Source organism: Pseudomonas sp. UBA6753 (genome assembly GCF_002453565.1).
Taxonomy (GTDB): Bacteria; Pseudomonadota; Gammaproteobacteria; order Pseudomonadales; family Pseudomonadaceae; genus Aquipseudomonas; species Aquipseudomonas putida_Z.
Genome location: NZ_DKHD01000032.1, coordinates 1 through 25,314, shown reverse-complemented (window position 1 = coordinate 25,314; position 25,314 = coordinate 1). Strand labels below are relative to the sequence as shown.

The window sequence follows — 25,314 nt, the reverse complement described above, 5'->3', positions numbered from 1 at the left end:
GCCCTATCGCCGGCAAGCCAGCTCCCACAGGTACCCCACAGTTCCTGAAAGTTGTGGGGGCCTGTGGGAGCTGGCTTGCCGGCGATAGGGCCAGCACAGGCAATACATTTCTGGCAGGTAGAAAAAAGGGCCAGTAGATGGCCCTTTTCCCGGTCAACCCCCCAGGTACGCGTCGCGCACCTTCGGGTCGGTCAACAGTGCTTCCCCAGTACCCTGCATCACCACCCGGCCGTTCTCCAGCACATACGCCCGGTCAGCGATCTTCAGCGCCTGGTTGGCGTTCTGCTCCACCAGGAACACCGTCACGCCATCACGGCGCAGCTGTTCGATGATGTCGAAGATCTGCTGGATGATGATCGGCGCCAGGCCCAGCGAGGGCTCGTCGAGCAGCAGCAGCTTGGGTTTGCTCATCAGCGCCCGGCCAATGGCGAGCATCTGCTGCTCGCCACCGGACATGGTGCCGCCACGCTGGATATAACGCTCCTTCAGGCGCGGGAACAGCTGCAGCACCTTGTCCAGCTGCTCCTGGTAATCGCCCTTGTCGGTGAAGAAACCGCCCATCGCCAGGTTTTCCTCGACGGTCAGGCGGGAGAACACACGGCGGCCTTCCGGCACCACCGCGATGCTCTTGCGCATGATGTGCGAGGACGGCTGGCCGACCAGTTCTTCACCCAGGTACTTGATGCTGCCGCTGTGCGCCTGCGGCGAGCCGCACAGGGTCATCAGCAAGGTCGACTTGCCGGCACCGTTGGCGCCGATCAGGGTAACGATCTCGCCCTGGTTGATCTCCACGTTCACGCTGTGCAGCGCCTGGATCTTGCCGTAGAAGGTGGAAACGTTCTCGAACTTCAGCATTTACGCTTCCCCCAGGTAGGCTTTGATCACGTCAGGGTTGTCGCGGATCTCTTCCGGCGTGCCGTGGGCCAGGGGGGTGCCCTGGTTGATCACCACGATATGGTCGGAAATGCTCATCACCAGCTTCATGTCGTGCTCGATCAGCAGCACGGTGACGTTGTGCGACTCACGCAGGTAGGCGATCAGCGCCTTGAGGTCTTCGGTCTCCTTCGGGTTCAGGCCCGCTGCCGGTTCGTCGAGCATGATGATGCGCGGCTGGGTCATCATGCAGCGGGCGATTTCCAGGCGGCGCTGCTGGCCGTAGGCGAGGGTGCCGGCGGTACGGTTGGCGAACTCGGTCAGGTTGACCTTCTCCAGCCAGTACTGCGCGCGCTCCATGGCCTCCTTCTCGCTGCGGCGGAAGTTCGGGGTCTTGAACAGGCCGGCGAAGAAGTTGGTGTTCAGGTGGCGGTGCTGGGCGATCAGCAGGTTTTCCAGCGCGGTCATTTCCTTGAACAGGCGCACGTTCTGGAAGGTCCGCACCACGCCCTTGCGGGCGATCTGGTGCCCGGCCAGGCCCTGGATCGGCTGGCCATCGAGCAGGATGGTGCCGCCGCTGGGCTTGTAGAAGCCGGTCAGGCAGTTGAACACCGTGGTCTTGCCGGCGCCGTTCGGGCCGATCAGTGCCACCACCTGTTTTTCCTTGACGGTCAGGCCCACGCCGTTGACCGCCAACAAGCCGCCGAAGCGCATGCTCAGGCCGCTGACTTGCAGAATTTCGCGGCTCATCGACGCAGCTCCATGTGTGGACGTTGCATAGGCAGCAGGCCTTGCGGACGCCAGATCATCATCAACACCATCAGCGCACCGAACATCAGCATCCGGTATTCGCTGAACTCACGCATCAGCTCGGGCAGCAGGATCATCACGATGGCCGCGAGGATCACGCCCAGTTGTGAGCCCATGCCGCCGAGCACGACGATGGCGAGGATGATCGCCGACTCGATGAAGGTGAACGACTCCGGCGTCACCAGCCCCTGGCGCGCAGCGAAGAAGCTGCCGGCGAAACCGGCGAAGCAGGCGCCCAGGGTGAATGCCGACAGCTTGATCACGGTCGGGTTCAGGCCCAGTGCACGGCAGGCGATCTCGTCTTCGCGCAGGGCTTCCCAGGCGCGGCCGATCGGCATGCGCAGCAGGCGGTTGATCACGAACAGCGCCAGCAGGGCCAGCAGCAGGGCCACCAGGTAGAGGAAGATGACCTTGTTGATCGAGTTGTATTCCAGCCCGAAGAACTCATGGAAGGTCTGCATGCCCTCGGCGGCACGGCGTTCGAAAGTCAGGCCGAAGAGCTCTGGCTTGGGGATGTTGCTGATGCCGTTGGGGCCGCCGGTCCAGTCGGTGAGGTTACGCAGGAACAGGCGGATGATCTCGCCGAAGCCGAGGGTCACGATCGCCAGGTAGTCACCGCGCAGGCGCAGCACCGGGAAGCCGAGCAGGAAGCCGAAGGTAGCGGCCATCAGGCCGGCGATCGGCAGGCATACCCAGAAGCTCCAGCCCAGGTAGTGCGAGAGCATGGCGTAGCTGTAGGCGCCTACGGCGTAGAAGCCGACGTAACCGAGGTCGAGCAGGCCTGCCAAACCGACCACGATGTTCAGGCCCAGGCCCAGCAACACGTAGATCAGGATCAGCGTGGCAATGTCGACCGCACCGCGCGAGCCGAAGAACGGCCACACCAGTGCCGCGACGATCAGGCCCATGATCACGTAGCGCTGGGTCTTCGGCAGGGTCAGGTAGTTGCTGACCGCCGGCGGGATCAGCTTGCGATCCGAACGGCGACCCATTACCGAGTTCCACTGCTTGTCGAACAGCACGCGCAGGAACATCAGCACAGAGCACAGGGCAATGATGCTGAGGTTGAACGAGCCCTGGCTGTGCACGGACAGGCTGATGCCGTCGATGCTCAGTTTCAGGCCCAGTACCGGGAAGGCCACGGCCCATACCAGCAAGGCGCTGAAGAACGCCTGTTTGAGATTTCTGTTCATACTTTTTCAACCTCCGGGCGGCCCAGGATGCCGGTCGGCCGGAATAGCAGGACAAGAACCAACAAGCCGAATGCCACCACGTCCTTGTACTGGTCGCCGAAGATATCGGCACCGAACGCTTCGGCCACGCCCAGCACCAGCCCGCCGAGCATGGCGCCCGGAATGCTGCCGATGCCACCCAGCACCGCCGCGGTGAAGGCCTTCAGGCCCACCAGGAAACCGGCGTTGGGGTTGATCACCCCGTACTGCATGCTCAGCAGCACGGCCGCCACCGCCGCCAGGGCGGCACCGATGACGAAGGTGAGGGCGATGATGTTGTTGGTGTTGATGCCCAGCAGGTTGGCCATCTTGATGTCCTCGGCGCAGGCGCGGCAGGCGCGGCCCAGGCGGGAACGGGAGATGAACAGGGTGAGGCAGGTCATGGCCACCAGGGTGACCACGAACACCAGGATCTGCATGTAGCTGATCAGTACTTCCTCCGCGCCGCCCGGCCCGAACGAGAAGCTTCCGGGGATCAGGTTGGGGATGGACTTGTCCTTGGAGTCTTGCGAAAGCAAGACGGTGTTCTGCAGGAAGATCGACATGCCGATGGCGGAAATCAGCGGGATCAGTCGGTTGCTGTTGCGCAGGGGGCGGTAGGCAACCCGTTCGATGCTGTAGCCATAGGCACTGGTGACGAAGATCGTCGCGACGAAGGCGACGGTCATCAGGATCGGCAGCGAATGGATACCCATCATGGCCAGGCCCGCCAGGGCGATGAAGGCCACGTAGGAACCGATCATGTACACCTCGCCGTGGGCGAAGTTGATCATGCCAATGATGCCGTACACCATCGTGTAGCCGATGGCGATCAAGGCATAGGTGCTGCCGATGGTCAATCCATTAACCAGTTGTTGGAAGAAATGGTAGATCTCAGGCATTACAGCGCTCCTAAAAACCTGATTTGCATTTCGCTGGCGGGGGTAGGCCAGGAAACCGCGGGTGACGGTTTTAAGATTTTCAGGTGAGCCCGCCCCCGGATCGCGGGGATCAGGCCCATGAACCTCGTAAAACAAAGCCCACTGCTCGCACAGTGGGCTTCTACGGTCAGCTATTAGTCACGCAGTTACTGAGGGGAGACTTCGGTCTTCGGCTTGCCGAAGTGCCATTCGTAGACCACGAACTTGAAGTCTTTCAGGTCGCCCTTCTCGTCGTACGACAGGGTGCCGGTCGGGGTCTTGAAGGAGCCGGCGTGGATGGCCTCGGCCACCTTCTCGGCGTCTTCGGACTTGGCGGCCTTGATGCCCTGGGCGATCAGCTCGACAGCCGAGTAGGCCGGGAACACGAACGGGCCGCTTGGGTCCTTGCCGTCAGCCTTGATGGCGTCGACGATCTTCTTGTTCGCAGGGTCCGCGTCGAACGACTTCGGCAGGGTCACCAGCAAGCCTTCGGAGGCGTTCTGGGCGATCTGCGAGATGGAGTCGTTGCCCACGCCTTCCGGGCCCATGAACTTGGCTTTCAGGCCCTTTTCCTGAGCCTGGCGCAGGATCAGGCCCAGCTCTGGGTGGTAGCCGCCGTAGTAGACGAAGTCGACGTTGTTCTGCTTGAGCTTCTGGATGATCGAGGAGAAGTCCTTGTCACCGGCGTTCAGGCCTTCGAACACGGCAACCTTGGTGCCTTTGCCTTCCAGGGTCTGCTTGACCGCGGTAGCGATGCCTTCACCGTACTGCTGCTTGTCGTGCAGGACGGCGACCACCTTCGGCTTGACGTGGTCGGCGATGTAGTTGCCGGCAGCCGGGCCCTGGGCGCTGTCCAGGCCGATGGTACGGAAGATCAGCTTGTAGCCACGCGCGGTGATTTCCGGGGAGGTGGCGGCCGGGGTGATCATGATCACGCCTTCGTCTTCGTAGATGTCGGACGCAGGCTGGGTGGAGCTGGAGCACAGGTGGCCGATGACGAACTTGACGCCGTCGTTGACCACTTTGTTGGCGACTGCAACGGCCTGTTTAGGGTCGCAGGCGTCGTCGTATTCCTTGGCTTCGAGCATCTTGCCATCCACGCCGCCCGCGGCGTTGATATCCTTGATGGCTTGCTTTGCGCCGATGAACTGCATGTCGCCGTACTGGGTCACAGGGCCGGTCTTGGGACCTGCAATCCCGATCTTGATGGTATCGGCGGCAAACGAATGGCTGGCTACCCCTGCCAGAACCATTGCGGCGAACAGCTTGGAAATCTTGATCATAGTGCTCCACTCATTCTGTTGTAATTCTTATAGTCCTGGCGGCCAGGGCTACAGACCGGGCGGGATTTGCGGCGTGGCCATGCCAACGCGCAAGCCCACCTTCCCCCGGAACATGTCCCGGAACTGTACCGGTACAGTGTAGAGCGCTGTTCGAGCGCTTGAAAAGCGGTCGAAAAGTGCCTGCTTCCTGGGTTGTCGCATGGTCGACACAAAGATACAGAAAGGCGCCATCAAACTGCCTGCATCTGCGACCCCGCCCCACAAGTTCGGGATCAATCGACCAAATTACATATTTGAAACCGGGTTTTTCTGCAAAAATGCCGACCTTTTTTATTGGCCGATTTTTGCGGAAACCACCCATGACTGATCAAACAAGCACCCTCTATGCCAAATTGCTTGGCGAGACGGCAATCATCGAGTGGAAAGCGCTGGAGCGTTTCTGGGCCAAGGGTGACCTGATTTGGGTCGACCCGAGCCTCGACCTGATCACCGTTGCCGAGGCGATGGCCGAGAATCGCAGCGAGATCTTCGCCAAGTGGCGTAGTGATGGCACTGTTGGGCCGGTGACCGCCGAGCAGGCCCATGACCTGCAAAGCCGCGATCCAGAGATCTGGGCGGTGGTGGTTTCGCCGTTCATCGTGATCCAGGTGAAGCCCCCGGCAGAGGCGTGATCGCTTTTGGTGCGCGAAAATGCGCAGCAGCCCTGTTTTGGTGCTCGAAGGCGCTCAAAGCGGGTAGAGGGAAGTAACAATTCGGCGTGGCGGTAACAGTTTACGGGATGCGTAATGGGGGCTGCCTTGCAGCCCTTCGCGGGCATGCCCGCTCCCACAGGTCAGATGTTGCTCTTCAGACCAGCGCTGGTCCCGTGGGAGCGGGCGCGCCCGCGAAGGCCGCAAAGCGGCCCGGATCGATATCGAATTTGTCCGGAGTCATTGATGAACTCAAAACTACCTTCGCTTGGATTCGCCGGCATCGGCCTGATGGGGCTGCCCATGTGCCGGCGCCTGTTGGCAGCGGGCTACCCGCTGACCGTGTGGAACCGCAGCCCGGACAAGTGCGCTGTACTGGTCGCCGCCGGCGCGCGCCTGGCCAGCAGCCCTGCCGAACTGTGCCGCGACAGCGACATGCTGCTGCTGTGCCTGGCCGACACGGCCGTGGTCCGCGAAGTGGTGTTCGGCGAGCAAGGCATCGCCCAGGGCGGGCGCAGCGGCCAGTTGCTGATCGATTTCTCCAGCCTGGAGCCAACCGCCACCCGTGAAATGGCCGCCGAACTGGCAGCGCTGTGCGGCATGGCCTGGTTGGACGCGCCAGTTTCCGGCGGTACGCCGGGGGCCGAAGCCGGCACCCTGGCGATCATGGTCGGTGGCGAGGCGGCCGACCTGGAGCGGGCGCGCCCGGTACTGCAGGTACTCGGCCAGCGGGTGACGCACATGGGGGCGGTGGGCGCAGGCCAGGTGACCAAGGCCTGCAACCAGATGATCGTGGCCTGCAATGCCCTGGTGATCGCCGAAGTGGTGGCCTTGGCTGAACAGTCCGGGGTCGATGCGACGCTGATCGCCGAAGCGCTGGCGGGCGGCTTTGCCGATTCCAAGCCGTTGCAGATCCTCGCTCCGCAAATGGCCGAAAGCCGCTTCGAGCCGATCAAGTGGCACGTGCGCACGCTGCTCAAGGACCTCGATGGCGCGGTCAAGTTTTCCCGCGAGCAAGGCTCGGCGACGCCGCTCAGTGGCCTTGCCGCACAATTGATGCGCCTGCACGCAAGCCAGGGTTACCTGCAAAAAGATCCGGCGACCCTGGTTGAGCTGTATCGCAGCAAGGGCTGAACACGCCGCCCTGGTGCTGCAGCCGCTCCAGCAGCGAGCGCAGTTCGGCAAGCGGCTCCGGGCGGCCCAGCAGGTAGCCCTGCAGGTAGTCGCAGCCGTGGGCTTCGAGAAACGCCAGCTGTTCGGCGGTTTCCACGCCCTCGCTGACCACCTGCAGATGCAGGGTATGCGCCATGACGATGATCGCCTGGACGATCTCGCGGTCCTTCTGGCTGCCCGGCACATCCTGCAGGAAGCTGCGGTCGATCTTCAGCACGTCCAGCGGCAGGCGCTTGAGGTAGGCCAGTGACGAGTAGCCGGTGCCGAAGTCATCGATCGACAGCGCCACGCCGAGGGCGCGCACGCGCTTGAGCAGGTTGACCGTGCGCTGGATATCACCCATCAGGGCGTTCTCGGTCACTTCCAGTTCCAGCTGCCGAGGCGCGAGACCGGCGTGGAACAGCGCCTTTTCCACTTCGTTGGGCAGTTCGTCGTGGCTGAGGGTGACGGCCGAGCAATTGACCGTGACCTTGAGGTTGCCATGGCCGTGGCGCTGCAGGTAGGCCAGGTCGGCGCAAGCGTGGCGCAGCACCCACAGGTCGAGGTCGATGATCAGCCCGTTGGCTTCGGCGATGGCGACAAAACGATCGGGCCCGAGCAGGCCATGTTGCGGGTGTCGCCAGCGCACCAGGGCCTCCAGTTTGGCCACTTGCCTGCTGCGCAGGTCGAAGATCGGCTGGTAGTGCACGCACAGCCCATGCTCCTCTAGCAGCGCCACCCGCAGTTCCTCTTCCAGTTGCAGGGCAATCGAGGCCTGGGTCTTCAGGCTGTCGTTGAAGAAGTTCAGGCTGTTGCGCCCGTTGCCCTTGGACTGGTACAGGGCGAGGTCTGCATGCTTGAGCAGCTCTTCGGCGGTGGTGCCGTCGTCGGGGAAGATGCTGATGCCGATACTGGTGGTCATGACCATGCGCCGGCCGCCCAGGTTGATGGGCTCTTTCATCCTCTGCATGATGCGCTGGGCCAGGTGGCGGGCTTCGTCGCGGTTGTTGAGGCTGGTGACCACGCAGAACTCGTCGCCGCCAAAGCGTGCGACCAGGTCGTGGTTGCGGGTGGCGGCCTTGATGTGGCTGGCGATGACCTTGAGCAGTTCGTCGCCGGCGTCGTGACCGAGGCTGTCGTTGATGCGCTTGAAATGGTCGATGTCGAGGAACATCACTGCCAGGTGGCTTTCCGTGGCTTGGTGTTCGGCCAGGCGTTCGGCGAACACCTGGTTGAAACCGCGGCGGTTTACCAGGCTGGTCAGGGCATCGTAGTGCGCGGCCTGCTGCAACGACGCGCGGGCCTGGTCGAGCTGGCTGAGCAGCACGCTGACCCGGCGCAGGTCGTGCTCCTTGCTTTGCAGCTTCTTGTCGGCCAGCGCGGTACTGATGCTGGCAGCACTGATCAGCAGGGTGATGAAGCCGATGCCCAGCGCCAATTGCAGGCTGTTGTCGCCAGAGGGCAGGCGCAGGGCGGTATCGGCCGGGATGACCAGGGTCATGGCCGACATCGCGGTGAAGTGGGTGGCGACGATACCGCCGGCCATCAGCAGGCTGGCGCCGTACTTCATGGCCTGGTGCAGGGTACCGCTGCCATGCCGGAAGTAGCGGGCCAGGTACAGCGCGGTCAGGCTGGTGAGCAGGGCAATGGTGGCCGACGCCAGCAGCAGGCCGGACTGGTAGTACTGGCGGGCGCCGGTTTCCAGGGCGGCCATGCCTACGAAGTGCATCACGATGATACCCAGGCCGATCAGTACCGCACTTTGCAGGTAATGGTGTGTTTGCATCTGGCTGCGGTCGAGGCTGTGCATGGCCAGCCAGGCGACGGCCAGGGCGATGAGCAGCGAAAGGATGGTCAGGGACGCGTCGTAGTGCACTTCAACTGGCGCCTGGAAGGCCAGCATGCTGATGAAGTGCATGGCCCAGATGCCACCAGCAAGGCAGCAGGCACCGAGCATGTTCCATTGTCGGTGGGCGGTGGGGTCTTCGCTGTGGGATTGGCGCTCGGCCATGTCCAGGGTGGCGAAGCAGGCCGCACAGGCGACGAAGTAGGCGAGCAGAACCAGGAACGGTTCATGCCGGCAATCAATGACGATGCGCCCGGTTGCCGGCAGGTCGGCGAACAGTTGCAGCCCCAGCCATTCCATGGAATGCCTCATGATCGAGTTTTCACTCGTCTGCGCTACAACCCTGTGCAGACTGTCCAGAGGCAGTATAGGAAGAGGTGTTTAACCCTTCCTGACTAATGGCACATTGATTTCTACGATTTGGTTATGAACCTGATCGCAGCCTGGAATATGTAAATGGGTTCTGAAAATTGGCCCCCTGTGGGAGCGGCCTTGTGTCGCGAAAGGGCTGCAAAGCAGCCCCAGCAATTTCAACTATTGCGCGTCAATTCTGGGGCCGCGTTGCGGCCCTTTCGCGACACAAGGCCGCTCCCACAAAGGCGGTGGTCTCTGACCTGTATTAGCCAGCCACCAGCACGCGAATGGCTTCCAGGCGCAGGGCGGCCTTTTCCAGCATCGCCAGGCCCTCTTCGCGCTGCTTGCGCAGCGCTTCGATCTCGCTGTCGCGCACGCTCGGGTTGACCGCTTGCAGCGCGACCAGACGAGCCAGTTCTTCGTCGGCTTCAGCTGTGAGGCGGCGCTGGGCCTCGGCCACGCGCTCGACGTGGGCCGGCATGACCTTGGCCTCGCCGCTGCCGATGCGCTGGGCCAGCACGTCACGCTGGGCCTGGACGAACTTGTTGGCGCTGGCGCGTGGCACGCTTTCCAGCTGGTCGTTGAGGGTTTCGAAGGCCACGCGGGACGCCAGGTCGTTGCCGTTGGCGTCGAGCAGGCAGCGCAATGCCGCCGGTGGCAGGTAACGGCCCAGTTGCAGGCTGCGCGGTGCCACCACCTCGCTGACGAACAGCAGTTCAAGCAGCACGGTGCCGGGTTTGAGCGCTTTGTTCTTGATCAGCGCCACGGCGGTGTTGCCCATCGAGCCGGACAGCACCAGGTCCATGCCGCCTTGCACCATCGGGTGCTCCCAGGTGAGGAACTGCATGTCCTCGCGCGACAGCGCCTGGCCACGGTCGTAGGTGATGGTCACGCCTTCGTCGTCGCCCAGCGGGAAGCTGGCGTCGAGCATCTTCTCGCTCGGCTTGAGGATCAGGGCGTTCTCGGAATGGTCTTCGCTGTCGATGCCGAAGGCGTCGAACAGGGTTTCCATGTAGATCGGCAGGGCGAACTGGTCGTCCTGTTCCAGAATGTCCTCGACCAGCGCCTGGCCTTCGCCGGCACCGCCGGAGTTGAGTTCCAGCAGGCGGTCACGGCCGGTATGCAGTTCGGCTTCCAGGCGTTCGCGCTCGCTGCGGGCATCGGCCACCAGGGCTTCCCAGGCCTTGCTTTCGCCACCTTCGAGCAGCGGCAGCAGGCGCGGGCCGAACTGGTGCTGCAGGGCGTTGCCGGTAGGGCAGGTGTTGAGGAAGGCGTTGAGGCCTTCGTGGTACCACTGGAACAGGCGCTCTTGCGGGCTGTCCTGCAGGTACGGGATATGCAGCTGGATGGTGTGCTTCTGGCCGATACGGTCGAGGCGACCGATGCGCTGTTCGAGCAGGTCGGGGTGCGCCGGCAGGTCGAACATCACCAGATGGTGGGCAAACTGGAAGTTGCGGCCTTCGCTGCCGATCTCGGAGCAGATCAGCACCTGCGCGCCGAACTCTTCGTCGGCGAAGTAGGCGGCGGCGCGGTCGCGTTCGAGGATGCTCATGCCTTCATGGAACACCGAGGCCGGGATGCCGGAGCGCACGCGCAGGGCGTCTTCCAGGTCCATCGCGGTTTCGGCATGGGCGCAGATCACCAGCACCTTGGTGCGCTTGAGCATCTTCAGGGTGTCGATCAGCCAGTCGACGCGCGGGTCGAAACGCCACCACCGCTCGTCATCGGCCACCTCGCCCTGGGCCTGGAAGGCGACTTCCGGGTACAGCTCGGCATGTTCGCCGGCTGGCAGGTCGCGGTACTGCTCAGGCGTGGCCAGTGGGTAAGGGTGCAGCTGGCGCTCAGGGAAGCCCTGGATCGCCGCGCGGGTGTTACGGAACAGCACGCGGCCGGTGCCGTGGCGGTCGAGCAGCTCACGGATCAGGCGCGCGCTGGCCTGGGTATCGCCGTCGCTGACCGCGGCCAGCAGGGCTTCGCCTTCGGCACCCAGGAAGCCCTGGATGGTGGCGTGGGCCTTGGGCGACAGGCGGCCTTCGTCGAGCAGTTCCTGTACGGCTTCAGCCACCGGGCGATAGTGCTCGCTCTCGGCGCGGAAGGCGGCCAGGTCGTGGAAACGGTTGGGGTCGAGCAGGCGCAGGCGGGCGAAGTGGCTGTCCTGGCCGAGCTGCTCGGGGGTGGCCGTGAGCAGCAGCACGCCCGGGATCACCTGGGCCAGCTGTTCGACCAGGCCATATTCGGCGCTGACCTGGTCTTCGTGCCAGACCAGGTGGTGGGCTTCGTCCACCACCATCAGGTCCCAGCCGGCGGCGAACAGCGCGTCCTGGGCCTTTTCGTCGTCGACCAGCCACTCCAGGGCCACCAGCGCCAGCTGGGCATCCTCGAACGGGTTGCTGGCGTCGCTTTCGATGAAACGCTCGGCGTCGAACAGGGCCACCTGCAGGTTGAAGCGGCGGCGCATTTCCACCAGCCACTGGTGCTGGAGGTTTTCCGGTACCAGGATCAGAACGCGGCTGGCGCGGCCCGACAGCAGCTGGCGGTGGATCACCAGGCCGGCTTCGATGGTTTTGCCCAGGCCCACTTCGTCGGCCAGCAAGACGCGCGGCGCGCTGCGGTCGGCGACTTCGCGGGCGATGTGCAACTGGTGGGCGATGGGTTGGGCGCGGCAGCCGCCCAGGCCCCACAGCGCCGACTGCATCTGCTTGCTGGTGTGCTGCAGGGTGTTGTAGCGCAGGCTGAACCACGACAGTGGGTCAATCTGCCCGGCGAACAGGCGGTCGCTGGCCAGGCGGAACTGGATGAAGTTCGACAACTGGGTTTCCGGCAGGGTGCGCGGCTGGTTCTGCCCGTCCAGGCCGTGGTAGACCATCAGCCCGTCGATGTCCTCGACCTCGCGCACGGTCAGCTTCCAGCCTTCGAAGTGGGTGATCTGGTCACCTGGCGAGAAGCGCACGCGGGTCAGCGGCGCATTGCGCAGGGAATACTGGCGGGTGTCGCCAGTGGCCGGGTAGAGCACGGTCAACAGGCGGCCATCCTGCGCCAGGATGGTACCCAGGCCGAGCTCGGCTTCGCTGTCGCTGATCCAGCGTTGCCCCGGTTGATACTGCTGCGCCATACTGCCTGAACTCCCGCGATGAAAAAGCCGGTTATGTTAACGGATCGGCCGGTCAGACCAAAGTGCCGAGCGCATCGAAAGGTGCCGAAGTGCGATAGGTAGCAACAGTCTAGCCGCTTCATCGCCCCCCACCGTGCTGCCGACGAGGGCCCCGGATCAACATGTCTGCCAAGCACCGCTGGATCAGCACTTCGATGGCCGTGGGCAGCCTGTTGCTGCTGGCCGCCTGCGAGCAGAAAAACTTCGAGACCTTGCCCGCCATCCCGATCGAGCAGCTCGAGGTACTGGGTGTGCAGACACCGATCAAGAGCGTGCACTTTCGTGACCGCGACGGTGAAGGCCTGCTGGTATTGAGCCGCAGCGATGGCCAGGCCAGCGACCCGGAAAGCGAGCAGGAAGTGGACAAGGTGGTACTCAAGGCCACGCTGTACGGGCGCACCGCCGAAAACGACGCGTTCAAGGCGCGCTGGCAGATCGAACAGGAAACCACCTGCCCGGGCCTGGACCTGGACGTGGACTTCTATAACGACGTAAGCGATGTCGGTGACCTGAACAAGGACGGCGTCGCCGAAGTGACGGTTGCCAGCCACGCCTTCTGCGGCGGTGGCATCGACCCGCACGACATCGCCATCGAGATGCGCGAAGGGCAGGCCAGCTACAGTATCACCGGCCAGTCGCTGATCACCCCGGCGGGCGAAGAGCCGATCGGCGGTGAGCGTGAGAACAGCGCTTCGCTCAAGGCCGCGCCGCAGGTGCTGCGCGAGCACATGGACGCGGTCTGGCAGCAGGTGTACAAGCGGCCCTGGAGCGAGGCCAGCCCGCCAAGCGACGACGACCCTGACGACGAAGCCGAATAAGTGTTGTGCCTGCCATCAAGGTAAACCCGCGCCTGCCGATACAGGGGGCATAGGAGAACGTCCATGCTGCCACCGATCATTCCGCTCAGTGCCGCGCCGGTGACCTCGCAACAGGACCCGGTCAAGCCGACACCCGACATCAAGCCGGTGGTGCCGACGCAGCCTGCATCCGGTGAAAGTGCCATCGACCTCAAGCACCAGCGTGACCCGCAGGAGCAGGCGCTGCTGCTGCGCGACGAGCAGCGCCGCCAGCAGCAACGCCGGCAGAAGGGCGACGACGAACGCTACAGTGCGATGCCGGGTGACGAGGTCAACGCCGACAACACCGTGCCGGTGGCGCCGTTGATGGGCGAGCATGTACGCCAGGGGCTGCTGGTGGACATCGAAGTCTGACATGGGGCTGGTCAGCGCCAGCGCCTGGCTTCATCATGCAAGTCTCAGTTGATCGTCGAGCCCACCCATGAGCCAAGACAACCTCATCGATTTCGATGCCGAACGCGCCAAGCGCGTCCACGACCTCAAGGAAAAGCGCCTGAACGAGATGCGCAATGCGTTCGAGCAGGCCCTGCCGTTGAACACCGCCAAGAAAAAGAAGCCCAAGGGCAAGCCGAAGAAGCGCTGAAACTTGACGCAGGTCAACCCTGCACCCGCCTCGCGTGCCCGGCCCCGGGCACCATTGACACCGATCAATTTTCCCCGCCCCCACATTGGTTAACTTGCACCCATCGGACAACGGCAAACGAATGGGGAGGCCAGCATGTTCTTCGACAACGTGGTTATCGCCGGAGTGGTAACGGTCGGGTTGATGGTCGTCTTCTTTGCCGGTCTGGGCATTTTCATCTGGAAGGACTCGAACAAGCGCAAGCCGCGCTGACCTTCCGGGTACACGAGCACGCAAGGCATTTAGGGCGACTTCGGTCGCCCATTTTTTTGCCTGCAATTTTGGTGTTGCCTGTACCGGCCTCTTCGCGGGTAAACCCGCTCCCACAATGACTTCACAGGATTCGGACTGTGCGCGGTCCCATGTGGGAGCGGGCGTGCCCGCGAAGAGGGCAGCACAGGAGGGCCTGTCCACAACAAAGATGATTAGCTAGCTAATTAATCGTTTCCGCTTTATCCTTTCCCCAATTGTCTATCTTTCTACAAGACCATCCCCGCAAGGTCCGTCTCGTGCCCATCACCCTCCAGGCCCTGTTCGCCCCCAGCAGCCTCGCCCTCAAGTTCGCCATCAAGACCCTGCTCGGTGGCGGCCTGGCGCTGTGGCTGGCGATGCGCTGGGGACTGGAGCAACCGTCCTGGGCACTGATGACCGCCTTCATCGTCGCCCAGCCGTTGTCGGGCATGGTGGTGCAGAAGGGCCTGGCGCGGTTGGCCGGTACCTTGGTCGGCACGTTTGCGTCGGTGCTGTTCATCGGCCTGTTTGCCCAGACCCCATGGCTGTTCCTGCTCACCTTGGCGCTGTGGCTGGCCCTGTGCACCGCCGCCTCCACCCAACTGCGCAGCGCCTGGGCCTATGCCTTCGTGCTGGCAGGCTACACCGCGGCGATCATTGCCCTGCCGGCCATCGACCACCCGTTGCAGGTGTTCGACCAGGCCGTGGCGCGCTGCACCGAGATCTGCCTGGGTATCTTCTGTGCCACCGCCAGCAGTGCCTTGCTCTGGCCCATGCGGGTAGAGCAGCAACTGGGCGGGCAAGCCCGCCAGGCCTGGCAAAACGGCCTGCAGGCCGCCAGTGCCATGCTGGGCGGCGAAGACGAGGCGCGCAAAGGCCTGCTGGAAAGCCTGGGGCGCATCGTTGCCATCGACAGCCAACGCGAACACGCCTGGTTCGAAGGCAACCGCGGGCGCCAGCGCGCTCGTGCCATTCGTGGCCTGAGCCAGAAACTGATGGTGCTGTTGCGCATTTCCCGTTCGGTGCGCCGGCAGTGGCGGCAACTTGATGAGCGCGAGGCCGAACGCCTGGCACCCTGGCTGGAGGAAGTGCGTGCACTGCTGGGCAAGCCCGACCAGCCGAGCCTGTTGTTGCTGCGCCAGCGCATCTGGGGTGCTGCCCACGATGAACAGATCAGCCCGGCGGAGCACTTCTGCCTGGCGCGCATGGCGCTGCTGCTGGATTACGCCATGGCTGCCAGCCAGGCGCTGGACGATGTGGAGGCGGGCAGGGCGCCCAAAGATGTGTCCCAAGGCCTGGCCGCGCACCGCGACTGGTCGCTGGCCTTGCTGTTCGGTTCACGCAGTGCGCTGGCCTTTCTGGTAATGAGCGGCTTCTGGCTGGCCACCGCCTGGCCTTCGGCACCAGGTGGCCTGGTGCTGACCTGCGTGGTCTGCAGCCTGTTCGCCAGCCGCGAGAACGGCGCGCAGATCGGCCTGAGCTTCTTGCGTGGGATTTTCCTGGCGATACCGGCGGCGTTTCTGGTCGGGCAGATTCTGCTGCCGCAATGGAGCAGCTTCGCCATGCTCTGCCTGGGCATGGGCGTGCCGCTGTTTCTTGGTGCGCTGGGCATGGCTCATCCGCGGACCGGGGCCACGGCCACCTCCTATTGCCTGCACTTTATCGTGCTGGTGTCGCCGCTCAACGCCATGCAGTTCGGGGTGGCCACCATGCTCAACAGTGCCCTGGCCATGCTGGTGGGTGTGTCGGCAGCGGTGATGGCCTTCCGTTTGTTGGTGTTTCGCCACCCGGCCTGGCTGGGCCGGCGCCTGCGTGCGGCGACCCAGAACGACCTGGTGCGCCTGACCCGGCGCGACCTGCGCGGGGCCGACAGCTGGTTTGGCGGGCGCATGGCCGACCGCCTGATGCAACTGGCGCGGCATGCCGGCGAACTGCCCGAGAGCGAACGCAAGCGCTGGGACGACGGCCTGCACGGCCTGGATATCGGCGACGAACTGGTGCACCTGCGCATGTGCCTGGCGGTTGCCCAGGCCCCGTTGGGGCGGGCCGAGCGCGAATACCTGCAGCAGGTAGAGGCCGTGCTGGCCAAGGGGCCGGCGCCCGGGCGCGGTCAGCGCCTGGATGCCGCCAGCGAACAGTTCATTGGCGCCTTGCGCCGTCTACCCTCAAGCGATCCGCTGCGGTTGGCCGAAGGGGCGGTGCTGCAGCTGCAGAAAAGCTGGGGCAAGTGGTGCCGCTGGCAGGAGGAAGCCCATGGGGTTGCGTGAGTGGGAAGTGGGCGGCGTGCTGTTCAGCCCCTTCCTTGTTTATGTGTTGCTGGCGCTGGTGCTTACCGGGTTGTTGCGTCTGCTGGTGCAGGCCACGCCGTTGGGGCGCTGGATCTGGCATGAAGCGCTGTTCGACGCGGCGTTGTTCGTTTGTGTGTTGTTCCTGGTGGTGCGACTGCTGGGAGCTTTATAAAGGAGTGTTTCGATGCGTGCGGCCGTACGTACCCTGGTCACCTTGTGTGTGGTGGCCCTTGCCGTGTTCGCCGGCTATCAGCTGTGGCAGTACTACATGCTCACCCCCTGGACCCGCGATGCCCGTGTGCGCGCCGATGTGGTGGTGATCGCCCCTGATGTGTCCGGCTGGGTGCGCGAGCTGAAGGCCCGTGACAACCAGCAGGTCAAGGCCGGCGACCTGCTGATGAGCATCGACCGCGAACGCTTCCAGGCTGCTTTCGACCAAGCCAGCGCGGTGACCGAAACCCGCAGCCAGCAACTGCGCCTGCGCGAGCGTGAAGCGGCCCGGCGTACCGCCCTGGGGCCGGAGGCGATCAGTGCCGAATTGCGGGAAAACGCACAGATCAATGCGGCTATCGCCCGTGGTGAGCTGCATGAGGCCGAGGCACAGTTGCAGGTTGCCAGAATCAACCTGGCGCGCAGTGAAGTGCGGGCACCGCGCAGCGGGCATATCACCAACCTGCGCCTGGCCGAGGGCAACTATGTGAACACCGGGGAACCGGTGATGGCCCTGGTGGACGATTCAACCTTCTATATCCAGGCCTACTTCGAGGAAACCAAGCTGCCGCGCATTCGAGTGGGGGATGCGGTGAAGGTCTGGCTGATGGGCGCAGGCGAGCCGATGCAAGGGCATGTAGAGAGCATCAGCCGTGGTATCACCGACCGCAACAGCAACCCCGACAGCCAGTTGCTGCCGGAGGTTGAACCGACCTTCAACTGGGTGCGCCTGGCGCAGCGGATACCGGTGAGGATTCGCCTGGACCGGGTGCCGGAGGGGGTGACCCTGAGTGCGGGGATGACGGCCAGTGTGCAGGTGCATGAGCAATGAGGCAGGTGGCTACTCTGTGGCCCGATCGCTGGCAACCCAGGCTCATGCGGTGGTGGGAGCAACTGTCCTGTGTTGCCTGTCCTGGCCTCATCGCCGGCAAGCCAGCTCCCACAGGTACTGCACAATGCTTGAGGTCGATGCAGTCGAGGTGGGAGCTGGCTTGCCGGCGATGGGCCGCAAAGCGGCCCCAGAAAACCTGACCTCAGAGGAACATCCCGCCTGAAACCTCCAGCCGTTGCCCGTTGATCCAGCCATTGCCATCTTCCAGCAACAGCGCAATCGCTGCTCCGATATCATCCGGCAGGCCCACGCGCCCCAGCGCCGTGTTGCCGGCAATGTATTCATTCACCTGGCGGTTGTCCCGCACCACGCCGCCGCCAAAGTCCGTCTCGATCGCCCCCGGCGCCAGAATGTTCACGCGAATACCACGCGCGCCCAGTTCCTTGGCCTGGTAGCGGGTCAGAACCTCCATCGCCCCCTTCATCGCGGCATAGGCGGCATACCCCGGCAGCGCAAAGCGCGCCAGGCCAGTGGAAATGTTGACGATGCGGCCATTGTCGACCAGCAGCGGCAGCAGGCGCTGGGTGAGGAAGAACGGCCCTTTCAGCTGGATGTTCAGCAACTGGTCGAACTGCGCCTCGCTGGTTTCGGTGTATGGCACGTTCAAGCCGATCCCGGCATTGTTCACCAGAAAATCGAAACGCTCGCTACCGAAGTGTTGCTGCAAGGTTGCCCCCAGGCGTTCGGCGAAGCCGGCAAAGCTGGCGCTGTCGCTGACGTCCAGTTGCAACATGGCGGCCTTGACCCCGGCCTGCTCCAGCCGCACGGCCACGGCCTGGGCTTCCTCGGCCTTGCTGTGGTAAGTGCCGATGACATCGATGCCGCGTGCGGCCAGGTGTTCGGCGGTGTTGCGGCCCAGGCCGCGGCTGGCGCCAGTGATCAGGGCAATCTTGCGGGTCATGGTGAAAACCTCATGGTGGGCTGATGTGCACAGGTTATTGGTCGGTGTTGTGCTGTTAAATCCGGCAAATATGGAAATACTGTTCGGTAAAACCGGATAGACGAGGTTCAAGTGAACAAGCTGGAGTTGTTGCGCACCTTTGTACGGGTGAGCGAGGTCAGCAGTTTCACCCTGGCTGCCGAGAGCCTGGGGCTGCCCCGTTCGACCGTGTCGGAGCAGGTCAGGGCGCTGGAGCGTTTGCTGGGTACGCAGCTGTTCAACCGCACCACCCGCCGGGTGCAGGCAACCCAGGATGGCGCCTTGCTGTACGAGCGCAGCAAGGACCTGCTGTCGGGCATGGACGAGATCGAGAGCCTGTTCTGCGCCGACGACGCCGAGCTGGCCGGGCGCCTGCGGGTCGACCTGCCGACCATGATGGCCCGTCGGGTCATCATCCCGGCGCTGCCGCAGTTTCTACAGCGCTTCCCGCGCCTGGAGGTGGAGCTCAGTTGCACCGACCGCCAGGTCGACCTGCTGCGTGAAGGCTTCGATTGTGTGATGCGCATTGGTGCCCTGCATGACCTGGATGTGGTGGCGCGCCCGGTCGGGCAACTGAGCATGCGCAACTGTGCCAGCCCTGCCTACCTGGCCCGTCATGGCGTGCCGCGCACGCTGCAGGACCTGGCCGAGCATCACCTGGTGCATTACGTGCGCACCCTTGGGGGGCGCAGTGCCGGTTTCGAATACCTGCAGGGCGGTGAACTGCACTTCCAGGCCATGGCCGGTGTGGTCACGGTCAACAATGCCGAGGCCTACTCGGCGGCCTGCCTGGCCGGGCTGGGACTGATCCAGGTGCCGGCGGTGGGCGTGGCCGAGCACCTGCAGCGCGGTGAGTTGGTTTCGGTACTGGAAGGCTGGCAGGCCCCGGCCATGCCCGTGTCACTGCTGTATGCCCGGCAACGGCATGTGCCACGCCGGGTGCAGGCCTTCATGCAGTGGCTGGGCGAGGTGCTGCATTCGCAGGTTGACGGTGGCCGCTGATCGATGAAAAGCGTGGCGCCTGTGCGACGGCTTGCGTTAGGCTGCCAGTCACGAGTTGCCCGGCAGAGGCAACCACCCCCGCCTGGCGTGCGTATCTTCCGATTTCATTGCGAGGTTACGTCATGGCCATCACTTCCCAGGACATCTGCAACGCTGCTGACCAGCTCAAGGGCTTCGTCGGTTTTCATGGCAAGCGCGGTGTGCACATCGTGCGTTTTTCCGAAGATTCGTTCGGTATGGACGTGGCCGACGCCAGCATCACGCCCTGCAGCGAGTTTGTCTGGCGGCCCGAGCAAGGGCAGCGCATGGCCCTGTGCCGCGAACGGCTGGCGCTGTTGCTGGAGCAGCATGTGGATGACCGTTTGAACATCGGTGAACCGCTGCGCACCTACCTGCGCCGGCGCGACCTGCCGGAAATCGTGGCTGAGCGCAGCTTGCAGCAGCCGTGCTGAAAATCCCTGTGGGAGCGGGCGTGCCCGCGAAGAATGCAACGCGGTGCATGGCACCGGCTTCGCCGGTGTTCGCGGCGGTTCGACGCCTCGACGCGCCTGCTCCCACAGGGACTGCGCAAGTTTTCAAACTTACGCTACAGGTAGGGCGCCGAACGCTGGGATGCCTGCTGCAACAACGCCTCGAGCCCCGCACTGTCCAGCGGCCTGCTCAGGTAATAGCCCTGCACTTCATGGCAGCGATCCTTCTGCAGTGCCCTGAGCTGCTGCTCGCTCTCCACCCCTTCGGCCGTCACCGTGAGCCCCATCGCTTCGCCCAGGTTGATGATGGCCTGGACCACGGCACGATCGCTGCCAGCGGTGTTGTTCAGCCCGCCGATGAAGCGTTTGTCGATCTTGATGCTGTCGAACGGGTAGGTGCGCAGGTAGCCCAACGACGAGTAGCCGGTGCCGAAGTCGTCCATGTTCAGGCGCACGCCCAGCTCCTTGAGCGACAGCATGGTGCCCAGCGCGCCTTCGATGTCATTGAGCATCACGTTCTCGGTAATTTCCAGCTCCAGGCGCTGGGCAGGGAAGGCGGTTTCCAGCAGGATCTCGCGTACATCGGCCACCACATCGCTGCGCAGGAACTGCGCCGGTGACAGGTTCACGGAAACCAGTACATCGGCGGGCCAGTCATGGGCGGTGCGGCAGGCTTCGCGCAGCACCCAGCGGCCCAGCGCAACAATGATGTCACTCTGTTCGGCCAACGGAATGAAGGTGTCCGGCCCCAGCAACCCCTCCTGCGGGTGCTGCCAGCGCAGCAAAGCCTCGACCGCGACGATGCGCAGGTCGCTGAGGCGATAGCGCGGCTGGTAGTGCAGCTCGAATTCCTGGTTGCGCAGGGCCCGCCGCATGTCGTTCTCCAGTTGGCGGCGGTACTGGATCTGCTGGTTCATTTCGGCAGCGAAATAGCGCCAGGTGCACTTGCCGTCGGCCTTGGCCTGGTACAGGGCGATATCGGCGCAGCGGATCAGCTCGCCGGCATCGAAGCCTTGGGTACGGGTCTGGGCGACACCGATACTGGCGCCAACGTGCAGGGGCTGGTTATCGAAGATGATCGGTTGCTGCAGCAGGCTGATCAGGCGCGCACAGAAGCGGTCGATCTCGCTGCGGTTGTCCATGCCGCCGAGCACCAGGAGGAACTCGTCGCCGCCCAGGCGCGCGACCAGGTCGCCATCGCGGGTGCTGTCGCGCAGGCGTGTTGCTACCTCCTGCAGCACGGCGTCACCGGCGGCATGGCCGAGGGAGTCGTTGATCGGCTTGAAGTTGTCCAGGTCCAGCAGCAGCAAGGTCAGTGGCGGCGAATCACTGCCGCGCAACAAGGCCTGCTCGAGGTGCCGGGCGAGCTTGTTGCGGTTGGCCAGCCCGGTCAGCGGGTCGTGCAGCGACAGGTGCTGGATGCGCGCATGAGCGTCGACTTCGTCGGTGATGTCGCTGGCGGTGCCGCGAAAACCGACGGGCTTGCCGTCGTACCAGATGGCGCGGGCCGATATCCGGCAGTAGCGGTTCTGGCCATTCTGGTCGCGGTAGGTGCAGCGCAGGTTGGCCAGTTGTTGCGGGTCGACCGCGGCCAGGGCATCCAGCCACGGCGAGAGCGGCGTGGTATCGCAGGCCAGCAACTGATTGAGCGGGTGGCCGAGCCAGTCGTCCACCGGGTAGCCGGTGACATTGACGAAGCGTTGCGAAAGGTAGGTCAGGCGTTGTTGCCGATCGGTTTCCCAGATCCAGTCGGAGGCCGACTCGGCCACCGCGCGAAAACGCTGCTCGCTGGCCTCCAGGGCCTGGTTGCTCTGCTGCAGATCGGCGAGCGTGAGGTCGATCGCCCGCGAACTGCGCAAGGCATGGCGGAACAGGTACAGCATGACCAGGCCGAGTATCAGCAGGGCACCCGCCAGCGGCGGCAACACCGCGCGCAGTAACTGCTGCCCTGGCAGCGGGCTGCTCCAGGACAGGTGGTAGCCGGTATCGCCGAGGTCGATGCGCAGGTGCCCGTGCTCCCCCACATCATCGTTTTCCACGTGCATGCCGATCAGGCCGGCACCGCTGCTCAGCTGTGCCAGCTTTTCCTCGGTGAGCTGGTCGACGAACAGCATCACCGGCGCCTGGCGCACCTCGCTATCGGTGACATCCCGGTCCGGGCGCACCGCCGCGGCACTGAGCACTGCCGGCCAGCCGTTGAACAGGACGAAACGGGTGATCTGTTCACGTGGGATGGCCGCCGCCCGAGCCTGGTCGATGATTGGCTGCAGCGCTGCATCAATATAGGTATTGGCCGCTGCCTGGGTAGGCTGGCCTTTGAACAAACCGTAGGTGGTGCGAGCGTCCTCCACCACGAACACCCCTTCATAGCCGCTGGCGCTGTACAGCGACTCGCCCACGTTCTTTTCTTCGTAGGCCCATTTCCAGTCGGCCTGGCCCGCCAGGTGTTCGAAGGCAGCATCCCACACGGCATAGCTGGACAGGAACTGGCGCGAGGCGAGCAGCCGTTGCTCCAGCGCCTTGGTTGCCTGCGAGGCACTGCGCTGGCGTTCCTGATGGTCAAGAGTACCCGCGATATTGAACAGGGCGCCGAGGATGATCAGGCAGGCCAGGCCGAAAACTGCGCTGAAGCCGGCAATCAGGCGACGCACCTGGAAGCGTGGTGTGGGGCTGGCGGGTGGAAGGTTGGCGGTCCTGGCCATGCGCGAGCGGCTCCTTCAGGCAGCCTCCCGCCAGTTGGTCAGGAAGGAGGTTCAATCAGGATAGGCCAGCCTGAGCGCCGCAGCGTCTCTGTGGGCAAAATTGACCTGGTCGCGCCCGGCATGCTTGGCGGTGTACAGCGCCTTGTCCGCCTGTTCGAGCCAGTGTTCGGGTGACTCCAGGTCGGCCTCGAATGCCGAAAGGCCGATGCTCAGGCTGATGCGCAGGTGCGGCAGCTGCGGGTTACGGTAGCTGGCGACCTGCACGCGCAGGCGCTCCATGGCCTGGCAGGCTTGGGCCTCGCTGGTGTCCGGCAGGATCACGCAGAATTCGTCACCGCCGTAACGCCCGGCCTGGTCGCCTTCGCGCAGATTGCGCCGCAGTTCGGCGCCGAGCTGGCGCAGCACACAGTCGCCGACCACGTGGCCGAAGGTGTCGTTGATGGTCTTGAAGTGGTCGATGTCGATCAGGGCAATCACCGCGTGCCCCTGTTGCTGCTGGCAAGCCTGGAACTTCAGCAGCAGCAGGTCTTTCCAGGCGCCGTGGTTGAGCAGACCGGTCAGGCTGTCGGTAAGGCTCAGGGTGCTCAGCCGGCGCTTGTGGTCGGCCAGCTTGATCGCCAACTGGTAGCAGACCCAGCCCAGCGCCAGCGGGTAGAGGGTCAACATCGGCAGGCAGGCATAGACCTGCAGGGGCGTTGCGTTCAGTTGCAGGCCGGGGCCCAGCAGCAGGATGGCGACGAGCATGCCCGTCAGCTGGGCCAGCACCCCGCGAACGACCATGCGTTTTCCGCCGGCGGCGACGTTGTTCATGGTCATCATCGACAGCACGGTCACGCTGGGCAATGGATTGAAATGCATGGCGGCGGTCCAGAACCCACCCATCAGGGAGTCCAGCACCAGGTTGCGCTGTTCTGCCTGGTAGGGCATGGCCGAACGGGCGGCCCACAGGTAGGCCACATGCGGCCACAACAAGCCGTTGAACAGTAGCAGCAGCCATGTCCATGTGGGCGGTGACAGCGGCGCAATGGCGGCCATGACGCTGAACAGGCCGATCCCCAGGCCGATGGCACGCGGCAGGTAGATGCGTTTGGCGAATGAAAGTCCTTTGCCGCTGCGTTTATCCATATTGGTCATCGTTCTTCTGCTGAAGCACCGTTTATCGCATAACTCGCATGAATATTGTTGAACAGTGTTTCATCGACGAAAAATGACCTTACAAGCCAATTCACGGTTGATCCGATCACTGTGAGGTAGCATGAACGCCTTCCTGTTGCTAGGAGTGTTGCTGATGGTCCCTTTGGCCAACCCTGCCGGCGAGCCGGCGCCTCAGCGGGAAGGGCGCTTTCACAATCAGGCGTCGTTGCCACCGGATGGCGTATTGAAAAAACTGCGCATCGGGCTCAAGTACCTGTTCCTGCGCTAGCCGCCGGAGACCCGGCCGACCACACCGGTCAGCCTCCAGCCCATTACCTGCCAGCAGGTACTCGACGCACCTGACCGCAGCTTGTGGCGTCTTGGCCATTCCACGGTATTGCTCGAACTGCGCGGGCACTTCTTTATTACCGACCCGGTATTCGCCGAGCGCGCCTCGCCGGTGCAGTGGGCCTCGACTCTCCGCACGCCGGGCAGAACTGGTGGCAGCCGCAGCCCGTGCGTCAGCGCGGCCAGGCGAACGAGCGCGTGGTAAGCGGCACGCTGACGTTCATTTGTTGCCGTTATTGCGGCGCGGGGAAGGTGGCTGGTCCTCTTTCAGTAGCCGTGAGGGCGGTTTGCCGCTGTCGCTGCGCACCTGTGCATGGCTGATCAAGCCGAAGATGAAGCTGCCGCCGATGATGTTGCCCGCCAGTGTCGGCAGGGCGAACTCCAGCCAGAAGCTGCGCCAGGTTTCATCGCCCGCCCAGACCAGATAGGACACCTCGACCGAGCCGACCACGATATGGGTGAAGTCGCCCAGGGCCATCAGGTAGGTGATCATCAGGATGATCCAGATCTTGGCGTGTTCCATCGACGGGATCATCCAGACCATCGTGGCGATCATCCACCCCGATACGATGCCTTTGGCGAACATCTGGCTGATATCGTTCTTCATGACCTTGCGGCCCACCTCCAGGAAGGCCACGTCGGTCTTGCTGTCGAAGATCGGCAATTCCAGCATTACCCAGGCCACCAGCAAGGTGCCGGCGAGGTTGCCAAGCAGTACAACGCCCCAAAGGCGCAGCAGGCGCCCGAAGTTGGCCAGGGTGGGGGCGGTCATTACCGGCAACACGGCGGTCAGGGTGTTTTCGGTGAACAACTGCTGACGCGCCAGTATCACTGCAAGGAAGCCAGCGCTGTAGCCGATGCTGGCGATCACCTGGGCACTGTCCCCCTCCGGCAGGCGAGCGTAGAACAGGCCCATGGCCATGAGCGACAGCCCCATGGACAAGCCTGCGGCCAGTGCCGACCACCACAGTGCGGCAAGTGTACGTTCCAGTTCCTGGTCGCCCTGGTACCGAATGATCTCGTGCAGTACTGCCGCGCGGGGCGGCTGGCTAAGACTGACTTCCTGCTCCTCGTCCGCCGACAGGCCCGGGGTTTTCTCGCTTTGCGCATCGCTCATGGCCGCTACGCTCCGTGGGGGTGTTTCTCTACAGATTCGCGGCGCTTTCATTAGTTGCCGGCGAGGAGACAAACGCCGGAAGAAAGTTTTTTCAGATCAAGGTGTTGACTCTGATTTCAAAGCGCGTATTATTCGCCTCCTCGCAGCGATGAACGCTTCGAGGCAAGCGGTAAGTTGTTGAGGTTGAAGGGTTTCGAAAGAAGCCGGTTGTAAAAACTTCAAAATAAACGCTT

Annotated in this window: 22 protein-coding genes and 1 pseudogene; 12 read left to right on the top strand and 11 right to left on the bottom strand. The window is 63.7% G+C overall.

The window, feature by feature from the left end:
* Nucleotides 1-153: 153 nt before the first annotated feature.
* From B2790_RS11820 to B2790_RS11800, 5 genes are all read right to left on the bottom strand, one after another.
* On the bottom strand, nucleotides 154-855 hold the full coding sequence (locus tag B2790_RS11820) for an ABC transporter ATP-binding protein (protein WP_013973921.1): 702 nt from the start codon (nucleotides 853-855) through the stop codon (nucleotides 154-156).
* Nucleotides 856-1,623: a high-affinity branched-chain amino acid ABC transporter ATP-binding protein LivG gene (gene livG, locus B2790_RS11815; protein WP_025340358.1), complete on the bottom strand. Its 768-nt coding sequence runs from the start codon at nucleotides 1,621-1,623 to the stop codon at nucleotides 856-858.
* On the bottom strand, nucleotides 1,620-2,876 hold the full coding sequence (locus B2790_RS11810) for a high-affinity branched-chain amino acid ABC transporter permease LivM (RefSeq protein WP_025340357.1): 1,257 nt from the start codon (nucleotides 2,874-2,876) through the stop codon (nucleotides 1,620-1,622). Before B2790_RS11810 ends, livG begins: the two co-directional genes overlap by 4 nt.
* Nucleotides 2,873-3,796 carry a high-affinity branched-chain amino acid ABC transporter permease LivH gene (gene livH / locus B2790_RS11805; RefSeq protein ID WP_025340356.1) on the bottom strand — a complete coding sequence of 308 codons (924 nt, stop codon included), beginning with the start codon at nucleotides 3,794-3,796 and terminating at the stop codon, nucleotides 2,873-2,875. Before livH ends, B2790_RS11810 begins: the two co-directional genes overlap by 4 nt.
* Nucleotides 3,797-3,981: 185 nt before the next feature.
* The gene (locus B2790_RS11800) at nucleotides 3,982-5,097 is read right to left on the bottom strand and encodes a branched-chain amino acid ABC transporter substrate-binding protein (protein WP_025340355.1); all 1,116 of its coding nucleotides are present in this window, start codon (nucleotides 5,095-5,097) and stop codon (nucleotides 3,982-3,984) included.
* Between the two features lie 359 nt (nucleotides 5,098-5,456).
* Between B2790_RS11800 and B2790_RS11795 the strand changes: the two genes are divergently transcribed.
* Entirely contained in the window at nucleotides 5,457-5,768 is a 312-nt protein-coding gene (locus tag B2790_RS11795; protein ID WP_085590181.1) for a DUF2288 domain-containing protein, read from the top strand.
* 264 nt (nucleotides 5,769-6,032) lie between these two features.
* Nucleotides 6,033-6,920, top strand: coding sequence for an NAD(P)-dependent oxidoreductase (locus tag B2790_RS11790; protein ID WP_286918894.1), 888 nt, complete (start codon nucleotides 6,033-6,035; stop codon nucleotides 6,918-6,920).
* On the opposite strand, the gene B2790_RS11785 is transcribed toward B2790_RS11790, so the two are convergent.
* Both B2790_RS11785 and rapA read right to left on the bottom strand, forming a co-directional pair.
* On the bottom strand, nucleotides 6,820-9,084 hold the full coding sequence (locus B2790_RS11785; protein ID WP_085614179.1) for a putative bifunctional diguanylate cyclase/phosphodiesterase: 2,265 nt from the start codon (nucleotides 9,082-9,084) through the stop codon (nucleotides 6,820-6,822). The genes B2790_RS11790 and B2790_RS11785 overlap by 101 nt on opposite strands.
* 319 nt (nucleotides 9,085-9,403) lie before the next feature.
* On the bottom strand, nucleotides 9,404-12,250 hold the full coding sequence (rapA, locus tag B2790_RS11780) for an RNA polymerase-associated protein RapA (protein WP_274121147.1): 2,847 nt from the start codon (nucleotides 12,248-12,250) through the stop codon (nucleotides 9,404-9,406).
* 161 nt (nucleotides 12,251-12,411) lie between these two features.
* On the opposite strand from rapA, the gene B2790_RS11775 reads away from it, so the two are divergent.
* The 7 genes from B2790_RS11775 to B2790_RS11745 all read left to right on the top strand — a co-directional run bounded on the left by B2790_RS11775 (nucleotide 12,412) and on the right by B2790_RS11745 (nucleotide 17,329).
* The gene (locus B2790_RS11775; protein WP_286918893.1) at nucleotides 12,412-13,107 is read left to right on the top strand and encodes a M949_RS01915 family surface polysaccharide biosynthesis protein; all 696 of its coding nucleotides are present in this window, start codon (nucleotides 12,412-12,414) and stop codon (nucleotides 13,105-13,107) included.
* A gap of 63 nt (nucleotides 13,108-13,170) precedes the next feature.
* Nucleotides 13,171-13,500 carry an aspartate-semialdehyde dehydrogenase gene (locus tag B2790_RS11770; RefSeq protein ID WP_085590175.1) on the top strand — a complete coding sequence of 110 codons (330 nt, stop codon included), beginning with the start codon at nucleotides 13,171-13,173 and terminating at the stop codon, nucleotides 13,498-13,500.
* A 67-nt stretch (nucleotides 13,501-13,567) separates the two neighbouring features.
* Entirely contained in the window at nucleotides 13,568-13,729 is a 162-nt protein-coding gene (locus tag B2790_RS11765; protein WP_075046112.1) for a hypothetical protein, read from the top strand.
* A gap of 135 nt (nucleotides 13,730-13,864) precedes the next feature.
* Complete coding sequence (gene ccoM / locus B2790_RS11760) at nucleotides 13,865-13,981, top strand: cytochrome c oxidase subunit CcoM (protein ID WP_025340347.1); 117 nt, start codon at nucleotides 13,865-13,867, stop codon at nucleotides 13,979-13,981.
* Nucleotides 13,982-14,277: 296 nt separating this feature from the next.
* Nucleotides 14,278-16,266 carry an FUSC family protein gene (locus B2790_RS11755; protein WP_286918892.1) on the top strand — a complete coding sequence of 663 codons (1,989 nt, stop codon included), beginning with the start codon at nucleotides 14,278-14,280 and terminating at the stop codon, nucleotides 16,264-16,266.
* A complete protein-coding gene (locus tag B2790_RS11750) occupies nucleotides 16,253-16,459 on the top strand; it encodes a DUF1656 domain-containing protein (RefSeq protein WP_046614712.1) in 207 nt (68 codons plus the stop codon). The genes B2790_RS11755 and B2790_RS11750 overlap by 14 nt, the downstream gene beginning before the upstream one ends.
* 12 nt (nucleotides 16,460-16,471) lie before the next feature.
* Entirely contained in the window at nucleotides 16,472-17,329 is an 858-nt protein-coding gene (locus B2790_RS11745) for an HlyD family secretion protein (protein WP_286918891.1), read from the top strand.
* Between the two features lie 202 nt (nucleotides 17,330-17,531).
* Here B2790_RS11745 and B2790_RS11740 read toward each other — a convergent pair whose 3' ends face one another.
* On the bottom strand, nucleotides 17,532-18,290 hold the full coding sequence (locus B2790_RS11740) for an SDR family NAD(P)-dependent oxidoreductase (protein WP_286918890.1): 759 nt from the start codon (nucleotides 18,288-18,290) through the stop codon (nucleotides 17,532-17,534).
* Nucleotides 18,291-18,401: 111 nt separating this feature from the next.
* Here B2790_RS11740 and B2790_RS11735 point away from each other — a divergent pair, with 111 nt between their 5' ends.
* Together B2790_RS11735 and B2790_RS11730 are read left to right on the top strand one after the other, a co-directional pair.
* Entirely contained in the window at nucleotides 18,402-19,310 is a 909-nt protein-coding gene (locus B2790_RS11735) for a LysR family transcriptional regulator (RefSeq protein WP_085590170.1), read from the top strand.
* Nucleotides 19,311-19,432: 122 nt separating this feature from the next.
* Entirely contained in the window at nucleotides 19,433-19,762 is a 330-nt protein-coding gene (locus B2790_RS11730) for a DUF2025 family protein (protein WP_085692248.1), read from the top strand.
* A gap of 134 nt (nucleotides 19,763-19,896) precedes the next feature.
* On the opposite strand, the gene B2790_RS11725 is transcribed toward B2790_RS11730, so the two are convergent.
* Nucleotides 19,897-22,482 (bottom strand): bifunctional diguanylate cyclase/phosphodiesterase, encoded by a 2,586-nt coding sequence (locus tag B2790_RS11725; protein ID WP_286918889.1) that lies wholly within the window; start codon nucleotides 22,480-22,482, stop codon nucleotides 19,897-19,899.
* Between the two features lie 51 nt (nucleotides 22,483-22,533).
* A complete protein-coding gene (locus B2790_RS11720) occupies nucleotides 22,534-23,607 on the bottom strand; it encodes a diguanylate cyclase (protein WP_286919000.1) in 1,074 nt (357 codons plus the stop codon).
* 130 nt (nucleotides 23,608-23,737) lie between these two features.
* Here B2790_RS11720 and B2790_RS11715 point away from each other — a divergent pair.
* Nucleotides 23,738-24,100: pseudogene (locus tag B2790_RS11715) on the top strand (hydrolase); the annotation flags it as partial.
* An 84-nt stretch (nucleotides 24,101-24,184) separates the two neighbouring features.
* Here B2790_RS11715 and B2790_RS11710 read toward each other — a convergent pair.
* Nucleotides 24,185-25,081: a formate/nitrite transporter family protein gene (locus B2790_RS11710; RefSeq protein WP_137164695.1), complete on the bottom strand. Its 897-nt coding sequence runs from the start codon at nucleotides 25,079-25,081 to the stop codon at nucleotides 24,185-24,187.
* Nucleotides 25,082-25,314 lie beyond the last annotated feature (233 nt).

Bases quoted from the DNA above. Each gene is read 5' to 3' on its own strand.
- B2790_RS11820 (WP_013973921.1), bottom strand. From the start codon at position 855: ATGCTGAAGTTCGAGAACGTTTCCACCTTCTACGGCAAGATCCAGGCG.
- livG (WP_025340358.1), bottom strand. From the start codon at position 1,623: ATGAGCCGCGAAATTCTGCAAGTCAGCGGCCTGAGCATGCGCTTCGGC.
- B2790_RS11810 (WP_025340357.1), bottom strand. From the start codon at position 2,876: ATGAACAGAAATCTCAAACAGGCGTTCTTCAGCGCCTTGCTGGTATGG.
- livH (WP_025340356.1), bottom strand. From the start codon at position 3,796: ATGCCTGAGATCTACCATTTCTTCCAACAACTGGTTAATGGATTGACC.
- B2790_RS11800 (WP_025340355.1), bottom strand. From the start codon at position 5,097: ATGATCAAGATTTCCAAGCTGTTCGCCGCAATGGTTCTGGCAGGGGTA.
- B2790_RS11795 (WP_085590181.1), top strand. From the start codon at position 5,457: ATGACTGATCAAACAAGCACCCTCTATGCCAAATTGCTTGGCGAGACG.
- B2790_RS11790 (WP_286918894.1), top strand. From the start codon at position 6,033: ATGAACTCAAAACTACCTTCGCTTGGATTCGCCGGCATCGGCCTGATG.
- B2790_RS11785 (WP_085614179.1), bottom strand. From the start codon at position 9,084: ATGGAATGGCTGGGGCTGCAACTGTTCGCCGACCTGCCGGCAACCGGG.
- rapA (WP_274121147.1), bottom strand. From the start codon at position 12,250: ATGGCGCAGCAGTATCAACCGGGGCAACGCTGGATCAGCGACAGCGAA.
- B2790_RS11775 (WP_286918893.1), top strand. From the start codon at position 12,412: ATGTCTGCCAAGCACCGCTGGATCAGCACTTCGATGGCCGTGGGCAGC.
- B2790_RS11770 (WP_085590175.1), top strand. From the start codon at position 13,171: ATGCTGCCACCGATCATTCCGCTCAGTGCCGCGCCGGTGACCTCGCAA.
- B2790_RS11765 (WP_075046112.1), top strand. From the start codon at position 13,568: ATGAGCCAAGACAACCTCATCGATTTCGATGCCGAACGCGCCAAGCGC.
- ccoM (WP_025340347.1), top strand. From the start codon at position 13,865: ATGTTCTTCGACAACGTGGTTATCGCCGGAGTGGTAACGGTCGGGTTG.
- B2790_RS11750 (WP_046614712.1), top strand. From the start codon at position 16,253: ATGGGGTTGCGTGAGTGGGAAGTGGGCGGCGTGCTGTTCAGCCCCTTC.
- B2790_RS11745 (WP_286918891.1), top strand. From the start codon at position 16,472: ATGCGTGCGGCCGTACGTACCCTGGTCACCTTGTGTGTGGTGGCCCTT.
- B2790_RS11740 (WP_286918890.1), bottom strand. From the start codon at position 18,290: ATGACCCGCAAGATTGCCCTGATCACTGGCGCCAGCCGCGGCCTGGGC.
- B2790_RS11730 (WP_085692248.1), top strand. From the start codon at position 19,433: ATGGCCATCACTTCCCAGGACATCTGCAACGCTGCTGACCAGCTCAAG.
- B2790_RS11725 (WP_286918889.1), bottom strand. From the start codon at position 22,482: ATGGCCAGGACCGCCAACCTTCCACCCGCCAGCCCCACACCACGCTTC.
- B2790_RS11720 (WP_286919000.1), bottom strand. From the start codon at position 23,607: ATGGATAAACGCAGCGGCAAAGGACTTTCATTCGCCAAACGCATCTAC.
- B2790_RS11710 (WP_137164695.1), bottom strand. From the start codon at position 25,081: ATGAGCGATGCGCAAAGCGAGAAAACCCCGGGCCTGTCGGCGGACGAG.